Source organism: Halodesulfovibrio marinisediminis DSM 17456, from assembly GCF_900129975.1.
GTDB classification, from domain to species: Bacteria; Desulfobacterota; Desulfovibrionia; order Desulfovibrionales; family Desulfovibrionaceae; genus Halodesulfovibrio; species Halodesulfovibrio marinisediminis.
On sequence record NZ_FSRG01000006.1, the window covers coordinates 137200 to 154909 of the forward strand.

A 17710-nucleotide genomic window follows, 5' to 3' on the forward strand; every position below is an offset into this window, starting at 1 on the left:
GCAGAATTTTACAGATTACAACATGTCTACCCACTCTACTCGGCAAGCATTATTACGTAATGCTTTTCATCCTGTATCTACTCTGTGATAAACACTATCAGATCTGTAGGTCCATGTACTCCGAACTGAAGAATCAACTCAATATCCGCTGTCTTGGAAGGACCGGAGATCAATAAAGCATTAGTTGGAAATTCAATATTCCACTTCAGCTTTTTAATGGCATCCTGAAACGATGTGTATATTTTGTCTGCTTCTACCACAACAACATGCAACGGCGGAACAATGGACATCAGCCGCGGCTCTTCCGGTGTAGGCCACAAAATAACGGCTGCGGACTCCGCAATGCCGCCAATACATCCCGTTACGGCACCGTCGCAATCAAAGAGGTCATCTTTATAGTCTTCAACATCGCCTTCCCACGTAATGAGCTGGCAGGAACTTTTCTTCTTCCAGCTATCTGCCAAAGCCTTTCCTGTAGGGGTGGTCGGAGAATGCAGTAAGGTTTTCTGCCCGCGCTCTTCTACAAGCTTTTGCAGCTCCGCAACCCACTCTGTACCCTTGGTACGATATACTTCTGTCCGTACGGCACTCATACGCTCAATGAACTCAGCAATATTTTTATCTTTTGCGCGATTTTTAATGTTCCACTCTTTTTTCTGTGGAACATAGGCATCCCGACCATACTGCTGTGCGTTGTACAACCGACCTAAAATGCGTTCTCTGCTTTCTGCACTGCTACTCATGGCGCACCCCCTCTTTCTTCACCAAGTCTTTGAGACTGTTTTTCCCGAACTGCGGCTTACTGCGAACACTCATCCAAGATTTTAGTGGTCCTGCAACCGGAATCCACTTGCCGAACATCGCAAGCCCTTTCAGCATCATCCTGTTCATGAACGGGGATGTCTGTGACCATTGCCAGCCGCGCCAGACCATACTTTCTATACAGTTCTTTTTGTAGCCGTGCCCAGCAACGCCAGCAGTTGCGCTGTTACCGTAACTTTCGTCACGCATACGGCGAATAATTTCAGGAATCGGGATACGCACCGGACATGCTTCCGCACAAGCGTCACAGAGAGATGATGCGGTTGCAATAGCACCTTTAGGGTTCAACCCTTCAAGCTGCGGCACGAGAATTTCACCAATAGGTCCCGGATAGGCAGAGCCGTATGCATGCCCGCCAATGCGTGTGAATACCGGACAGTGGTTCAAACAGGTTCCGCAACGGATACACTTGAGAACATCACCAAGCTGAGGGTCGTTCACAATTCTTGAACGCCCGTTGTCCAGAAGCACCAAATGCACTTCCGTAGGTCCGTCACGCTCGTCTTTCTTACGAGGACCTGAGATCATATTAAAATAGGTAGTAATGCGCTGCCCCGTAGCGGAGCCGCATAGCAGCCTATAGATAGCAGGAATGTCTTCCACATTCTCCACAAGCTTTTCAATACCCATCAGGGCAATATGGAGCGGCGGAACTGTGGTGCACATGCGCCCGTTACCTTCGTTCTCTACAAGACACAGAGTTCCTGTCTCAACAATACCAAAGTTAACACCGGAAATACCAGCATCTGCAGTCTTAAAATGCTCACGCAAGGTACTACGCACATTTGCCAGCATTACGTCCACATCTTCCGTGTACTCCATGCCTTCAACATGCGTTGCCAACACTTCTGCAATCTGCTTTCTGTTCTTATGTACGGCAGGAACAATAATATGGGATGGAGGTTCGTTGCACAGCTGAATGATGAATTCGCCGAAGTCTGTTTCTACAACTTCCTTATCATGCTCTTCAAGATAAGCGTTGAGGTGAGTTTCTTCCGACGCCATGGACTTGCCTTTCACCACTTTCTTAGCTCCCTTTTCATTCAGAATAGAAAGGATGATTTCGTTGGCGTCCTTGGCTGTTTCTGCCCAATGAACAACAATGCCGTTATTAACGCACTGCGCTTCAAACCGTTCCAGTAGATCCGGAAGGTTGGCAAGCACATCTTTTTTCAAGGCACTGCCCACATCACGCAGGAAGTCGGTTTCTTCCTGCGTTGCAAACACAGTGCTACGCCGCTGGATGAGGGTATCCGTAGCGAAACGGAAGTTAGCCCGTAGCTGGCTGTCCGCCAGCGCCTCTGCCACGCTTTGCGCAAAATTGAACTTCTCGTTGCTAGCCATTGATACGCTCCCAGATAAATTCCGCTATATGCTGACCCTTTACCCTGATGTTTTCTTTTTCCATGTGGCCTGTAATATTCATCAAGCATCCACAGTCACCACTCAGTACTACAGATGCACCGGTTGCAACCACGTCTGCAACTTTATCGGAAACCATGGCACCTGAGATTTCCGGCTGCTTAATGGAGAATGTGCCGCCAAAACCGCAACACTCACGTTCGCGCTCAAGCTCAATCAGTTCCACATTACTTAGCTGAGCAATCAGCGCCTTAGAATCTGCAATGCAATTTGCTTCGCGCATAGCATGACACGACGAATGCCATGTAACCTTAACCGGCGCGCCTCTATCCTGATATTCAGCGTTCGCATACTGGTGCAAGAACGTGGTCAACTCAACAACTCTTTCGCTGAAGCGCTTCACTATGAAAAGATCGGGCGAATCTTTGAAAAGTTTCGGGTAATGCACTTTCATCATGCCCGCACAGGAACCGGACGGCACAACAATCGGATAGTCATGCTTTGAAAAAAGCTGCACCTGCTTCCAAGCAACCTCTTTCGCTTCTTCTGGAAAACCGGAGTTATAAGCTGGCTGCCCACAACAGCTTTGCTCCATAGGGTACACAACCTCGTATCCTTCGCGTTCTATAAGGCGAATTGCTGCCATTGCAGACTCTGCAAACATCATATCCGCAAGACACGTTCCAAAGAAATAAACCGGTGTTTTTGCCGTGCTGACTTTCTTCATGTTCCACCCTTCGCTCTTGAGCTTAATCAACTGTAAACGTTATCTTTTTATTAACTTAAAAAACTCTTGATTAGTTAACCGAACAGGCATACAAGCGTCATCACACTTTTTGCACGATTAGCATTTTTTAGACTACCACCCAGCAACGTTATTGTCTTTTATAGCAGGTACACTATGCCAACATCATCAATGCTCACCACCTTTACTGAGACCTACATCAACTTTTTTTTCATTCTGACACCATTCTTCGTGATCAGTATGTTTTTGGCTCTCACAGCTGACATGCCGAAGGATAGACAACTCAAAACTGCACTCCGCACAACATTTGCAGTTATCGTTGCAGCTTTCACGCTGTTCTATTTCGGTAACACACTGTTCGCCATCTTCGGCATCACACTGGATGCGTTCCGAATTGGCGCAGGCGCGCTGTTGTTCCTTTCTGCCGTACACCTTATTCAGGGAACAAAAGCACCAATTAAAAACCCTAACGACATCGACGACGACAGCGACATCAGTGTTGTTCCGCTCGCTATCCCCGTTGTAATCGGCCCTGCAACCATCGGTACCCTGCTCATTATGGGCGCACAGATCACCGATACGACAACCCGTATCGCAAGTAGCTTTGGTCTACTTGCAGCCATCCTCTCCGTTGGATTTCTGCTCTGCGTGGCTCCGCAAATTCAGCGCCTCATCGGCACTATCGGACTCTCCATCATGAGTAAGATCAGCGGACTCATTCTCTCCGCCCTCTCCGCACAAATTGTGTTCACAGGTATTAAAAATTTCCTTTTCTAGTCTGTCTCACAGCGCAAGTTGAATAAAAAAAGCCAGAACTTCTGTTCTGGCTTTTTTTGTGCCTGCAAAACTAATGATTTTAAACAGTGTTTACAAACCACTAAACAGTCCCTCCACATCCAAAATTGCAAACAAGACCTTTTTGCACGCAGTAAGTCTTTTTAACTCATATTGTATATTATTAACAAATAGTACAAAGCTACTATGTGATGTTATTCTTAAATAAAAGAAACCATCAAGACACTTTACGATGCTTATCCACACATAATTTTCTTACATTTTTTACTTTTCAATGCTCAAGCGAGTGTGGGTACATCGGTTATTATCCCTGCCGACTTGCTAACATTCGGCTTTTTTGCAGTTACTCACGTTGATTCATTTGGGTTTGGGGATATTGGAAATATTGATGCTGATATTGCCAATGCAATTGCGGGCAACCCAGTAGAATCACAGGGTGGTGCATTTTTATTTAATATCACCGAATACGGAGTGACCTTAGCTAAAAAACTCCCTACGAAGTATGGTGATCTATATGTTGGCGTTAGTCCGAAACTTCAGGAAGTACGCACAATGAAGTACGTACAGAAAGTCGACTCCTTTGATAGCGACGACGTCAAATGGGATGACTTTAAGGACTCTGATTTTACAGGCAACGTTGATATCGGAATCGCTTTTGACACAAAATATGATGTAACATTTGCTGTTACTGCTCAGAACCTGATCCCGAAGACCTTTGATATTAAGGGGAACGATAAAGGATTATCCACTGTAAAAGGAGACTACAAACTTAACCCGATGGTTACAGTAGGAACCGCCTATACCCCTGTTGAGTGGATTACTCTTTCTGCTGATGTCGAACTCACAAAACGCGAACGTTTTGATGATGTTACCGGCACAATTAACGACTTTAACAACTCTTTCGACGACACTCAGTTTGTCAGTGTCGGTGCAGAATTAAATGCCTTTGACTGGATTCAGCTTCGTGCCGGCTACCGAACCGACATGCTCGGAACTATTCCAGGCACAGTCACAGCTGGTCTCGGATTCTCTCCATTTGGCGCATTCCATATCGATGTAGCGGGTTCATACGGTGGAAGCGGCGTATATGGTGGAGCTGTAGAAGTAGGTTTCACCTTTTAATAACGTCAGATAACTCGATCAATACATAAGCCATTAAAGTCCCCACCTGATAACTAAGCGTGAAGATAAGCCACTTCACCTTGATATCAGGTGGGGCTTTTTTCTTATCAAAACTACTTTAACTGTGCCTCTAACTTGACTTCTTTTCTCAAAATGCGTCAGTAACGCTTCAAAACACTTTCAATCAAACATTTTCCTTATTAATCTAACAAGAAGGCAGCCTCACCCTTACGAGTCACCATCAAAGCTGAGACTGTTTCGTATCCACCAAATTTTCAAAGCCCTAATCGCAATCGAGAGAACACACCTCTCGCGGGGTGTAAGGGCAACGCACCGCCCGCCAGAGGCATAACACTCCCCCAAAAGCAGGCACAGATATGACATTACTTTCCGTATTCCTACTTGTTGTTGTTCTGATATGTATATTCATCGCGCTTACGTCCTACTTTCTCTATTGGTACGAGCACGAACCACGTCTCGACAGCCTGTTTTCCTCACGCAAGGAGGCACTCCACGCTGTCTGGCTCGGCTTTCTTACGGCTCTCAAGGCACTGTTTTTTACCGTTAGCATCTTCCTATACGGTACAGTATCGCAATGCTGTTGGAGAAAACGTCCTAAGCAGCCTACCAGTGCAGATTCACCAATTATAATGATTCACGGCTTATTCCATAACAGCTCAGCATGGGTTCTATATCGGCACTGGTTCAAGATGATTGGTCTCACGAACTGTGCAGCTTTCTATTACTCAAGCGGGGACAATTTTGATGAGGTTAGCCGCAAGCTGAATGCCTACATGGAAGAATTCTTCCAGAAATATCCTGAAGCAAGCCCGATCTTGATTGGACACAGCCTTGGTGGACTGCTGATACGAAACTGGCTAGCCAATTCCCACCATGCAAACAAAGTTGCCGGTGTAATTACCCTTGGTACACCTATGCTGGGAAGCAAGCTGGCAACATTTTCCGTCCGTCCCCTTGGACAACAGCTGAAATTTAAGAGCAAACTGATACAGCAGATTGAAAAGAGTGAACAAGAAAGAGGCGCTATCAATTTGCCGTGCTTTGCGATGTACTCTCCTGTAGACAATATGGTTCTACCGCAGGAAAGTGTTTCCACCCCACCTGAGGGCTGGAATGTGATTAGAACCAAACCTGTAAGCCACATCGCCATGTTAAGTGATAAATCCATTGCTTTACAGGTTGGAGAAACGGCAAAGCAACTTTTTGCAAAATAATTTTTCTTACGCTTTCATAACCACCTTCTGTTATTCTTTTTATATCAGTTTCAACTTTCGATCTGTTTTTCATACATTACTATATATTTTAAAACCCCCGTCTGGCGGGGGTTTTTTCTTGCCAGCATTTTCGCCACGTTATACTGAGTATACATACAACATCGCGAGTCAGAATTTTGACCACCCCCCTCATCCGTTCTCATTTCTTTTCATTTTTCTCCTTGCGCACCAGCAAAAAAAGCAATTCGGCACGCAATTTGCTAAAACTGCATATACGCCAGTTTTATCTTTTTGATCGGCAATTATTGCCGCAATTATTTCGGAGGATACCGTGAACGGCCATACTAAGAAGCTCATGTGGGGACTGGGCATTAATACTGAAGATGCAGAAGTCATTCGGCACGCAGCCGGTGATCGATTTGCACTTAGCTGTTTCCCTGTCGGTGTCACTCCTTCGGTTGACCAGATGGAAGCAGAAGAGCCGTGCCTTATCTGGATCTCCAAACAAGGGTGGGATACGCTTCAAGCACTTCCATCAAATGCCAGAGGACATATTGATGTTGCATCTCGCATTTTAATCATGGGAGGGAAATACGATCTTGCAGAACTCGAATCACTGCTTGAATGTGGTTTCACAGAGATCATCAAACCGCCGATTACAAAAGAGCGAGCCCGTGAAGTAATTCTTTCTGCTGTAGAAACACAGAACCTGTATCAAGACATCATGCACATGACGCGCGAGATTTGTCTGGAACGCGAAATGCTGGAGCGCAAAAATGACATGCTCAGCTTTATCGTATCATTTCTGGAAAAAGTAACGCAGCACCTTGATCCGGCAGAAATTTTACGCGCAGCACAGACAGAACTTGTTACTTTGCTGCCAGTTTCAGCAATTAACGCCATCTGCTGGTCTCCGCAGCACTCAGAAAATCTCCATGCTGCCATCTACGTTGCAAGCAACGAAAAGAACAGCGTATCCCATGCATGGGCAGAAATACTCAAAATACATGCCGAACGCCTGCTTGGTGATAAAGTTGTCAGCTCAGACATGAACTACATGGGCACTGTGAAAACAGACATTGAGCCCTCTTCTGACACATTACTTGCCATTGACCTCGAACACAGCGGTGTATCATTTGGCGCGGTACTGGTTCAGTGTCACGAGCAACCGCAACTCGGCAAAGATCAAATACAAATTTTACGTTCTGCAATCTCGCATCTCTCGCTGGGGCTTAATAATGCCATGTTGTACACTGCAGCCCAGCACAATGCTGATGTTGACGGCTTAACGCGCCTCTACAACAGACGTCATTTTGATGCGCGAATTAAGGAAGAAGACACCAGACATAGACGCTACGGGCATTCCTTATGTCTGATGATTGCAGACATTGACAATTTTAAACGTATTAATGATACATACGGGCACCTTGCCGGTGACGCCGTATTAAAAGAATTCAGCAACATTCTTAGTACATCGTTACGTACGTCCGACTACATTGCACGTTTCGGCGGGGAAGAATTTGCCGTGTTATTACCATGCACGGCTGCAAGCCATGCGATAGCCTTGGCAGAACGAATCCGCGGCCAGATAGAGCAGCATGCTTTTGCAACCGACAAGGGTATACTTAACGCTACTGCAAGCTTTGGCGTATCATGCATCGACATTGCTCATGAAGAGCCGCCAGTGGAAATTATCCGCCGTGCGGACGCCGCGCTCTATCGTGCAAAAGATGAAGGCAAAAATCAGGTAAGCATTCTCTATCCTGACAATAGCCTGCTGGTTGCCGGAGGCTACGCAACTTGACCTCATGACGATAAGAGCCTATTTACGGAGCCGAAAAATCGGGCTGTTTTCCCGGTTTTTAACCGCTTCAAGGAGTATTCGTCGTGAACGAAGTATTATGGATTAGCTTCGCAATTACAGATCTCTGTATTGCACTGATGCTCTATAGGTTCTTTGGCAGAATCGGCCTGTTTGCCGTTATTGTCTTCAACCTTCTCATTTGTAACCTTCAAGTTATTAAAACAGTAGAACTGTTCGGGCTTACCACTACACTCGGTAACATTCTGTATGCCGGTGTTTTCTTAGCAACGGACATGCTCAGCGAATTCTACGGAAAACGCGAAGCACAAAAAGGTGTTCTGCTCGGCTTTATAACCCTCGTCCTTATGACAGCATACATGCAGGTTGCCCTGCACTTCTCCCCTGCTGCGGACGACTTTGCACAGCCGCATCTGGAAGCAATTTTTGGATTCCTTCCACGTATCGCGGTTGCGTCCATGCTCGCATACATCACATCTCAGATGCACGACGTATGGGCATTCCATTTCTGGAAAGAAAAAACAAACGGTAGAATGCTGTGGCTGCGTAACAACGCTTCAACACTTGTTTCACAACTGCTCGACTCAACTATCTTCTGTCTTGTGGCCTTTTACGGCATATTCCCGACACCAGTGCTTGTTGAGATTCTTGCCACTACAGTAATCTTTAAAGCCATCGTCTCCGTGATGGATACTCCGTTTATCTATCTCGCAAGACGCGTTCACGCTGCGCTTCCGGAAAACGCGCACTAAGCAACGCAACATTAATGTAGAAAAGAGCCCAAGCACTCTCAGGTGCTTGGGCTCTTTTTATTTTTATCTAAATCATAGACCAGCTACGCTAGAACCAGCCTCCCCACTAGCTCACATACATTCCCCGAAACGACCTTTCATACATTCTCAAACGGATAAAAAAACTTGGGAAATGGTTACTCGTCTGAGACAGCCCCTTAAGAAAAAACACTCCAGCTCCATACAACTATATAAAATAATATCACTTTTTTATCTAACTCATATATAACGAACTGTTTCTTTTTAAAAGTTAGCAACAAAACCAGTTAGTTATATTTAAGAATGCTGGATAAACATATCAGGGGGAGCCGTATGGAACACAATATTCCCATGCTAAAAGCAATAAGAAGCGTCTGTCTAGTTATAGCATTAGTAGCCAGTTCCCAGATTAATGCAACAGCTGACGTCAGTGCCCAACATGTCACAAATCCATTCGAGTCTCAGGGGTATGCGGAAGAAATTACAGCTCCGTATATAGTCTCCTCCCCCTCATATAAAAATTACTGGGGACTATTCTTTGATAACCAAGGAGCAGCGGCTCCAGATTCATACACAATTGCATCATCAATTGTATATGACGAGCTATCAATCGATGGAAATAATTTTGCCCTGTATGACATACAGAACCAATTCTCAAACATGGCTCTCAATGTCAGTAAGCATTTACAGATTAATGCGTCTGGAGCAGATAACGCCACCATAAACGGATTTGTAAATCTAGTAGGAATCGACTCAGTTGGCAGTGTTACAACATCTTCAGACGCATCAATGGTAATTATCGGCAAGGGGGCAGGTGCACTGGGTGCTGGGGCTATCACTGTGCAGGATGTTCGAGCAGATGTGAAAGGCATACAGACAACAGGAGATGGTGCAGCACTTACGGTAAATGGTGATGTAACTGTTGAAGCACATGGTGGATGCACTCAATATGATGCAACAGGGCAAACCAATGCACAAGCCACAGGGATTCTGCATAGCGGTAGCTCTGGCGAAATCGAGAACTCTGGCACACTTAACGTTAAAGCCTATGGCGGAATCCTCACAAGTCAAAATGCAAATGTAAAGGCAAACGGCATAACATCCAATAGTTCTGAAGTACGCATTACTAATAGAGGAAATATCAATGTAGAAGGTCGGGGTGGTAAGACCACATCTTCTAAGACATATGCCCACGCCGGAGTTGCTGCATATGGCATTGATGGAGAGAGTGAAGTCGTCAACTATGGAAACATCTCTGTGTATGCCAAAAGTGGTTCCGGAATGACGTCCAGCATTAATGCATCTGGTATCAGGGGGGCAGATATTGAAAACCACGGAAGCATCACTGTTGAGAGCATAGGCGGAGTGAGGTCTACTTCTACCTCTAAACCTAATTCATATGAGAATACCTACGGCCTGTATAGTACAGGAAGTCTTAATAACAGTGGCAAGGTGTCTGTTACTTCCCAAGGCGGTAAGTACTTGGAAAGCGGCACTGAACTGCCTTCGACTGTATTTGCAGCCGGCCTTTACTCAACATCAGGCGAATTAAAAAACACAGGGGATATTTCTGTTCGAGTTGAAGGGGCGAGTTGTAACGCAGGGAGAAGTAGTGACAGATATGCATGGGGGATTGGAGTACAAACCTATGCTGCAACAATCACTAACACTGGAACCATAGATGTACATGTAGTTGGTGGTTCTGTTGATACAGATAATGGCGGCATTCCTCTTCCTGCATATGCCCGTGGTATACGAATATACAATGATGCAACATTGAATTCATCAGGGCTAATTCGCGTCACTGCTGAGATGAGTCCGTCAATTACAGCGTCTATTGATCCTGAAAACCAAAGAGTAAGCACATACCAGGTCGTATCAACAGCAGATCTACGCATCACTGGTTATGCCATGGAAATTGGGCATGAACAGAATGTATTTAATCGCATGTATCAAGGGACAATCTACTCATCTGGCGAGCTGACCTTTGATAATACAACGCTGTACGTGCATCTAACAGATAATTACAAAAACGGCCTATACGACATCCCAAGACTGTGGAAGCAGGAAACAGCAGAACAAAAAGCAGCAACACCTAACCAATTTGCATCGCTTGCATCTGTTAATGTTCCTCCGGGTGTTAAGGTTGAATTATTCCCCGGAAACGCTTCAACACCACAGAGAATTGGACTGAACTATGAACCTAAAGTTTCAACGCCTCTTAAACAGGCTTTGATAAGCATGGAGCTAGAAAGCCATATTCAGTCTATTATACATGATGACCTTGCCGGACGCATGATGTTCAGCATTCTTCCAGACTCTACCCCGCAACAAAGCGATTCGCCTGATAATGGGTACGGTGTTTCAAGCGCTACCTCCACTATGGTTGCTTCTCTTTCAAATCCAAACGTTCTTCCTGTAATAACTGCCAAACAACCCAATCTACACTCGGTATTTATGCGCCCTGTGTACGTTAATTCCTACGACTCAGCCAGCTCCGGTTACAGTAGCAACACCTATGGCTTTGTATTGGGATACAACTATAATGTTAACGAAGAACGTAATGACTGCTACGTGGGTTTCCATGCAGGGTACACACGAGGCGACATACGCTACACCGGAGAAGATTACGGAAAACGAAAAGAGTTTGTGGATACCTATTTTGGCGGTGTTCACGGCATTAGACGTTTCGATAACAATCTCATGCTGTCAGGCGAGGCTTCCTTCTTCTACGTTGATAGCGACATGACCGACAACAATCCAACTAACCGTGAAACTGCCCGCCATGACTCCATTAGCATCCGTGCCGAAGCTGGCCTCGGATATCTTTGGACGATAAACGGACATAACATTATTCCTGAAATAGGACTGCAATACGTATGGCAACATCGCGATCCGTTCACCACAGATAATGTCGATTCAGCAGACATTACCTACGGCACCATGGACAACCATGAACTCTACGGTAATGTACGTCTAAAATGGACAAAACAATTTGTTACAGCTGGAGACTGGCGTATCACCCCACTCATCGGAGCAGGTGTCACACAGCTATTAACAGATGGGGAAATCTCCAACACCATGCGTCTGGGCAATGAAACTCAACTTGTAGTCGATCAAGGTGAAAATACAACCTTCACACCAGAAGCAAACATCACTGTAGGCAAAGATACCTACTACGCCACAATTGGTTATACAGGCGGCTTTGGTGGAACAACCAAAAACAACCTATTCTGGCTCCAGCTTGGCGTAAAATTTTAGAATGCAGGAGTGTTCAATGAACAACATTATCTTTGTTACACAAAAAAACGAACGAGGTAGCGGCTAAGCTCTGTCTTGTTTATTGTAATCAGCACAATGGATTGTTGAGCAACTGAAAACTTGAAGCCTTGTGCGCAATCTTTGCCCTGTCCTTACTCAGCGAATCAAACCTTAAGAATAGACACGTTGTACCTGTCTCTATATTCTACAACCTTACAATCCAGAGAATTAGTTAAGGGTACAAGGCATGACAAGCTATTTTGAAAACGATGAATACGAAGACAAAGACTTTGTTGGACTAGATCTATCCGACAAGACTGTTCGAGATATTTCCTTCTTTAACTGCACATTTGAACGATGCTCATTCCAGTACACGGATATCAATAGCTGCTCATTCGACAACTGCGACTTCAGCAACTGCAATCTGTCGCTGGCAAAGCTGCAAGCAACCCACCTTTTCGACGTACGCTTTACAAGCTGCAAGCTTATGGGCATCAACTGGGGAAACGTTAAAGGGCTCTTCAAAGCAGAATTTACAGACTGCGTCCTCGACAACACTGTGTTCCCAAATCTCAACCTGCAGCAATTCTCCTTTGTCGATTGTACCTTTACCGGCGCCTCCTTCATCGATAGCAACCTTTCCTACGCAACATTTGACGACTGCGATCTAGAAGGCTGCCTTTTCGACTCTAACAACCTTACAAAAGCTAATTTCTCCACCGCATTCGGGTATAAAATTGATGTATCCAAAAACACTATCAAACAGGCAAGGTTCTCACTGCCGGAAGCAATCTCTCTCTTAGAAAATTTTGATATTGAGATAGGCTAACGTTTCAGCCTCACGTAACAAGCAGCAATTGCACAAAAAATGCCCCTTACATTCAAGGGGCATTTTTTATGGACAATAGTACATTGTCCTTTTTAATCGATTCAAATCAAATCTTATAGACACACTTTCGCTGTCACCTTACTATTCCTTTTCATATATTGAATAAGCAAAGGTAGATAACATATGAAAGGCTATTTTACTCATGAAGAATATGAGAATGAAAAGTTCATCGGACTTGATCTTTTAGAAGAAAAAATTCGAGATGTTTCTTTCTTTAACTGCACGTTTGAGCGATGTTCTTTCCTCTATGCAGACCTCAGCCTAAGCTCGTTCGACAACTGCCTATTCAAACACAGTAATATTTCGCTGACAAAATTCCAAGGAACCCACTTTTTTGATGTGCAGTTCAAGGGATGCAAACTACTGGGTACTGACTGGGGCAGTCTCAGGGGACTATTCAAAGCAGAATTTACAGATTGCATTCTAGACAGCGCAGTTTTTCCAAAACGTAACCTGCAATATTTTTCATTTATCCGCTCAACATTTAACGGGGCATCTTTCATTGATACAAACCTGGCGCACGCAGTTTTTGATGATTGTGATCTGGGCGGCGCACTGTTCGACAGGGCCATCCTTACTGAAGCTGACCTCTCTACCGCCTTCAATTACTCTATTGATGTTTCTAAAAACACTATCACTAAAGCCAAATTCTCTTTGCCGGAAGCTATAATCCTCCTACAAAACTTTAATATTCAGCTAATATAAAGTTTTTTCCCTGATCAATGCATCAAAAGCTAAACGCCCTGCACGTCTCGATTCCAACCTAGTAAAAGCCCCTTGGCGGGGTGGTCTGCACCCCGTCAAGAAAACAAGCTAATAAGAAAAAGGTACTTAGCTGCAACCAATCGTAATAGCGAATTTAGCATTACGATCTACAGGTCAGCTTTGATTCCAAGGCGTTATGGCAAGCTCATCTTGCTGCTTCTTTTCTGTATGCAAAGAGTACAATGACACCCACAACAGCAGATACGAAAGAACCCAGAAGCCCCATGCAAGTGAAACTGCTAACACTCTCTCGTCACCACTCTCTATCGTAAAAGACCAAAATAAAATTGGATGTCCAATCGTAATATACACAGCGACAAAGAATAAAAAAATCGGGCTACAAACAGGCTTTTCTTTAGTCAGGCGGTGCACTGTTTGAAGTATTAGTCCTGCAGTGTAAAAAAAACACCCCATAACAAGAAGTAACTGAACAAAAAAAAGGCCTGCCAGCTCTATTGATTTTGAGACAGCCACATAAGGCAACAAATCCACCACATTAAAAAATGCCGATAACATATTATATGTATGTGAATTATGAAAATATTCATCCACTGACATAAAGAAGGCAAAAACAAATGTAAGTATACTCAACCCGAACAGTAAAACATATCTGTTCGCTATCAAACTTGAAGGCGTTCTGTGGTGACAAACCGGACATAAAGTGCTGTCGGCATCAAACGGCTCATAACAATAGTAGCATGACTTTAGCTTAATCCCCTGTGCTTCCGATGCACGTTGAAGCTTCTCGGTCATAGCTAACCTCCGAGCATGCCATATCGGAGCCAGTATATACAAAGGTAGTATGAGACCGGCAAGAAAGTACCTGAAGGCACCTGATGACGCATAATAAATAGATTGATAAACAACTGGGGTACCAATAAATGAATACAAAAAATACCCGAGCGAAATATAGTGGTGCCCCTTCTCTCTTGCTATCAGCATAGCCACTAACGACGGACCTGCCAGCAAAACAAACGACACTAATGCTATAAAAAGAAGCCACGCATTGTCATATATCGGGTTAATCTCCATCATTTCTGTTCCCTTTTGTTCTAAGGCAGTGTGGAACATGCCCTTCTGACAGCAACACGTTAGTCATTCAGCCCAAGCTAACAATCTATCCGATCAAAAGAGCCTTACAGACTCTCACCTTTTCCGGCTCTTTTACCATAACACATATTCGGCTAGTTTCGTTCTGTCAGAGCTTACTTCTCCAAACTCTACTCAAACTGTCTGCCTTTAACTTTTTCCTTCAGCCACATAACCTGCCCCTCTCCAACATTGCCAAAAATGGTAATTTAACTTTTTTGCAAAACTACAACACATTGAAAAACAAAGCTTTCTTGTGAGTGAGTATTTATTCACGAATTTCCCTAAATAAAACGGTAAAACCGTCGAAGATAAACAAAGACACCCTTTAAGATTGCCTGTGTAATCAGGAGTTTACACTTTTTTACCTATATTAAAAACTATTAAGAATGAGGGGAGAGCTATCTGTTCCAATATTCTTTCGCCTTGCACTAACTACCCCCAGTGCAACGCATGGCAGATTGCTTCCTGTACCCCCCTCAACACATAAATAACCTATGTAACGACTGGAGAAAGGGGACATGCAATTCTTTAAAAATTTACGCGTTACAATCAAAATTTGGGGTGGATTCTCACTTATTATGCTTACAATGGCATTTCTGTCTGCAGAATCCATGATCACCCTTAATAATAATGAGAACATATGTTCTACATATCAAGAACTTGCAATTGATTCGAACCTTGCCAGTAAGATTCAAGCGGACATACTGCTCATGAATATAGCTGCCGACACGTACATGCAGAACAATTCAAATAAAGCATTAACGGAATATCAAACCCGTGAAGCACATCTGCTGGAACTTCTCAAAAGCGGACAAAAAGCCTTCAACGCTCATAACCGCGCGGCGCTTATCGATTCAATAGAAAATGAAGTTCAAGAAATGATTACAAAATTTTCTGAATACCATACCAGGCAAGATGCTGCAAAGACCAAACTTGAAGCAGGACGAAGTATAACCATCCAGCTCGATAGAACGCTCAACGATGCCATTACGTTTTATAGCAGAACGAACCCTCAGTTTGTACAGGCTCTTTCCAGCTGCGAAATAGCCTTCACCAAAGCGCGTGTAAGTATCGTTTCAGCAATGTATGATCCAAATGTTACACTCAATGAAGAGCATCTGAGTTCCTTAATGACACGAACACAAGAAGAACTTGTCATTGCAGAAAACTTTGCTTCAACATCCAATGAGGTTAGCTCCTTCCGAGGTTGTCAATCATTACTCACCCAATACACAAAACATGTTCATGAACTATATAAGCACCTCATGGAACTTCGTGAAATAAAATCAGATATCATCCGTCTCGGTCATGAGGCTGCAGACGATGCAGAGAAGGTAACACGTTCTATTATGGAGGACCAAACAGTGCTCGGTAACGAAATGGAGGCAAACAACATCACGTCCTTCAACACAGTACTGAGTATTTCCTGTGCAACCCTCCTTCTGACTCTACTGTTATCATTCTTAACGTCACGCTCTATCACCAAGCCGCTAACCCGCATCCAAGGCTTTGCAACTGCATTAAGTAAAGGTAACTTTTCTGCCCAACTCGTTCTTAACGAGGAAAACGAAATCGGCGAAATCGCAGATGCTCTTACAAATATGCGCGACGCTGTTTCCAGCATGGAACAAGAACTTAGCTGGCTTGTAACCACTATTGCCTCCGGTAACATCGCAAAACGAAGCACGCTTACAAAACTCTCCGGTGACTTCCAAAGAGTTCTGGATAACGCGAACAACATGGCAGACACCTTTACCCACTTTACGGATGCACTTCCGCTGCCGGTTCTTATGCTCGATTCTTCCCTGAAAATTCTGTACGCGAACGATCTGGCGCTGTCCCTTGCAGACACCACACTTGCTGCGTGCAAAGGAAAGCAGTCTACTACCCTGTTCGCTGCTGAAGACTACCAGACCGCTGGATGTGCCTGCACGAACGCTATCAAATCAAAATCCATACAGCGTGCTTCTACTATCGTTAAGACACATGCTAAAACGCTTGATGTGGACTACATAGCCGTGCCAACTATTCAGGACAATCAGGTCGTCGGTGTTATGCAGGTTCTGCTTGATCAAACTGATGTTCGTGGTGCCCAGCGCCGCATCCAATCTGCCGCTCAGAGAATTGAAACAATCTCTTACCGTCTGAAAGATAACTCCAACAACCTTGCAGAAAACTTCAAAGAAGTAAGCGACGGTGTTGAAATCCAAAACCAGCGCACTGCAGAAACATCCACAGCGATGGAACAAATGAACGTTTCTGTTTCCGAAGTTGCCATGAACGCAGCTAAGGCGCACACAAACGCGCAAGAAGCAAAACAGGAATCCGAAAACTGCTCCGCTGTTGTATTCAACTCAGTACAGTCCATCACTGAAGTGAGTGATACAACAAAAGAGTTACAACAGAACACCACAGAACTGAGTGAACAGGTTGACGCTATCAGCTCCATTATGAATGTGATTTCTGACATTGCTGACCAGACCAATCTATTAGCACTGAACGCCGCTATTGAAGCTGCACGTGCTGGAGATGCTGGACGCGGCTTTGCTGTTGTTGCAGATGAGGTTCGCAACCTTGCAGAAAAAACAATGCAGGCAACCGAAGAAGTAGCCCAGAGTGTAAGCACCATTCAGGCTGCTGCACAGCGCAACTTCGAAACCGTAAGCATTTCTGCACAAACAGTAGAAAAGGCTAACGCGCTCGCAAGCGAGTCCGAAGAGTCATTGCGCACCATCATGAGCCTTATCGACCAAAACTCCACTCAGGTGGGCGAAATTGCTACAGCATCCGAAGAACAGTCAGCTGTTTCCGAACAGATTGCACGCTCCGTTGAAGAAGTGGCAGATACTGTCCATAAGTCTGCCGAGGGCATCAGCATTTCTGCAACATCCATTAAGGAAATTGCAGAAATGTCTAACGAGCTGCATGACCTTGTAGAAGAAATGACTGCTTCCTAGCGTTCTCTACACCACCAACAACAAACCCTCTCACCCCATGTGGCTGAGAGGGTTTTTATTTACTGACAGCTGA

Annotated in this window: 13 protein-coding genes; 9 read left to right on the top strand and 4 right to left on the bottom strand. The window is 44.6% G+C overall.

What is annotated here, in order from left to right:
- Positions 1-77 precede the first annotated feature (77 nt).
- Genes BUR09_RS11920 through BUR09_RS11930 form a run of 3 tightly spaced genes read right to left on the bottom strand, consistent with a single transcriptional unit; the run spans position 78 to position 2911 of the window.
- Complete coding sequence (locus tag BUR09_RS11920; protein WP_074217177.1) at positions 78-743, bottom strand: LutC/YkgG family protein; 666 nt, start codon at positions 741-743, stop codon at positions 78-80.
- Positions 736-2166: a LutB/LldF family L-lactate oxidation iron-sulfur protein gene (locus BUR09_RS11925; RefSeq protein ID WP_074217178.1), complete on the bottom strand. Its 1431-nt coding sequence runs from the start codon at positions 2164-2166 to the stop codon at positions 736-738. The genes BUR09_RS11920 and BUR09_RS11925 overlap by 8 nt, the downstream gene beginning before the upstream one ends.
- On the bottom strand, positions 2159-2911 hold the full coding sequence (locus tag BUR09_RS11930) for a (Fe-S)-binding protein (protein WP_074217179.1): 753 nt from the start codon (positions 2909-2911) through the stop codon (positions 2159-2161). The genes BUR09_RS11925 and BUR09_RS11930 overlap by 8 nt, the downstream gene beginning before the upstream one ends.
- A gap of 174 nt (positions 2912-3085) precedes the next feature.
- On the opposite strand from BUR09_RS11930, the gene BUR09_RS11935 reads away from it, so the two are divergent.
- The 8 genes from BUR09_RS11935 to BUR09_RS11970 all read left to right on the top strand — a co-directional run bounded on the left by BUR09_RS11935 (position 3086) and on the right by BUR09_RS11970 (position 13528).
- Complete coding sequence (locus BUR09_RS11935) at positions 3086-3706, top strand: MarC family protein (protein ID WP_084539465.1); 621 nt, start codon at positions 3086-3088, stop codon at positions 3704-3706.
- Between the two features lie 267 nt (positions 3707-3973).
- Positions 3974-4846, top strand: coding sequence for a conjugal transfer protein TraF (traF, locus tag BUR09_RS11940; RefSeq protein ID WP_281248150.1), 873 nt, complete (start codon positions 3974-3976; stop codon positions 4844-4846).
- 377 nt (positions 4847-5223) lie between these two features.
- Positions 5224-6081, top strand: coding sequence for an esterase/lipase family protein (locus tag BUR09_RS11945; RefSeq protein WP_074217181.1), 858 nt, complete (start codon positions 5224-5226; stop codon positions 6079-6081).
- A 331-nt stretch (positions 6082-6412) separates the two neighbouring features.
- Positions 6413-7885 carry a GGDEF domain-containing protein gene (locus tag BUR09_RS11950; RefSeq protein WP_084539467.1) on the top strand — a complete coding sequence of 491 codons (1473 nt, stop codon included), beginning with the start codon at positions 6413-6415 and terminating at the stop codon, positions 7883-7885.
- A gap of 83 nt (positions 7886-7968) precedes the next feature.
- Positions 7969-8655: a queuosine precursor transporter gene (locus BUR09_RS11955; protein WP_074217182.1), complete on the top strand. Its 687-nt coding sequence runs from the start codon at positions 7969-7971 to the stop codon at positions 8653-8655.
- A gap of 351 nt (positions 8656-9006) precedes the next feature.
- Complete coding sequence (locus BUR09_RS11960; protein ID WP_074217183.1) at positions 9007-11934, top strand: autotransporter outer membrane beta-barrel domain-containing protein; 2928 nt, start codon at positions 9007-9009, stop codon at positions 11932-11934.
- A gap of 247 nt (positions 11935-12181) precedes the next feature.
- Positions 12182-12763: a pentapeptide repeat-containing protein gene (locus BUR09_RS11965; RefSeq protein WP_074217184.1), complete on the top strand. Its 582-nt coding sequence runs from the start codon at positions 12182-12184 to the stop codon at positions 12761-12763.
- A gap of 183 nt (positions 12764-12946) precedes the next feature.
- Complete coding sequence (locus BUR09_RS11970) at positions 12947-13528, top strand: pentapeptide repeat-containing protein (protein WP_074217185.1); 582 nt, start codon at positions 12947-12949, stop codon at positions 13526-13528.
- Between the two features lie 174 nt (positions 13529-13702).
- On the opposite strand, the gene BUR09_RS11975 is transcribed toward BUR09_RS11970, so the two are convergent.
- Positions 13703-14341: a hypothetical protein gene (locus BUR09_RS11975; protein ID WP_139296838.1), complete on the bottom strand. Its 639-nt coding sequence runs from the start codon at positions 14339-14341 to the stop codon at positions 13703-13705.
- Between the two features lie 857 nt (positions 14342-15198).
- On the opposite strand from BUR09_RS11975, the gene BUR09_RS11980 reads away from it, so the two are divergent.
- Positions 15199-17637, top strand: coding sequence for a methyl-accepting chemotaxis protein (locus BUR09_RS11980; RefSeq protein ID WP_074217187.1), 2439 nt, complete (start codon positions 15199-15201; stop codon positions 17635-17637).
- Positions 17638-17710 lie beyond the last annotated feature (73 nt).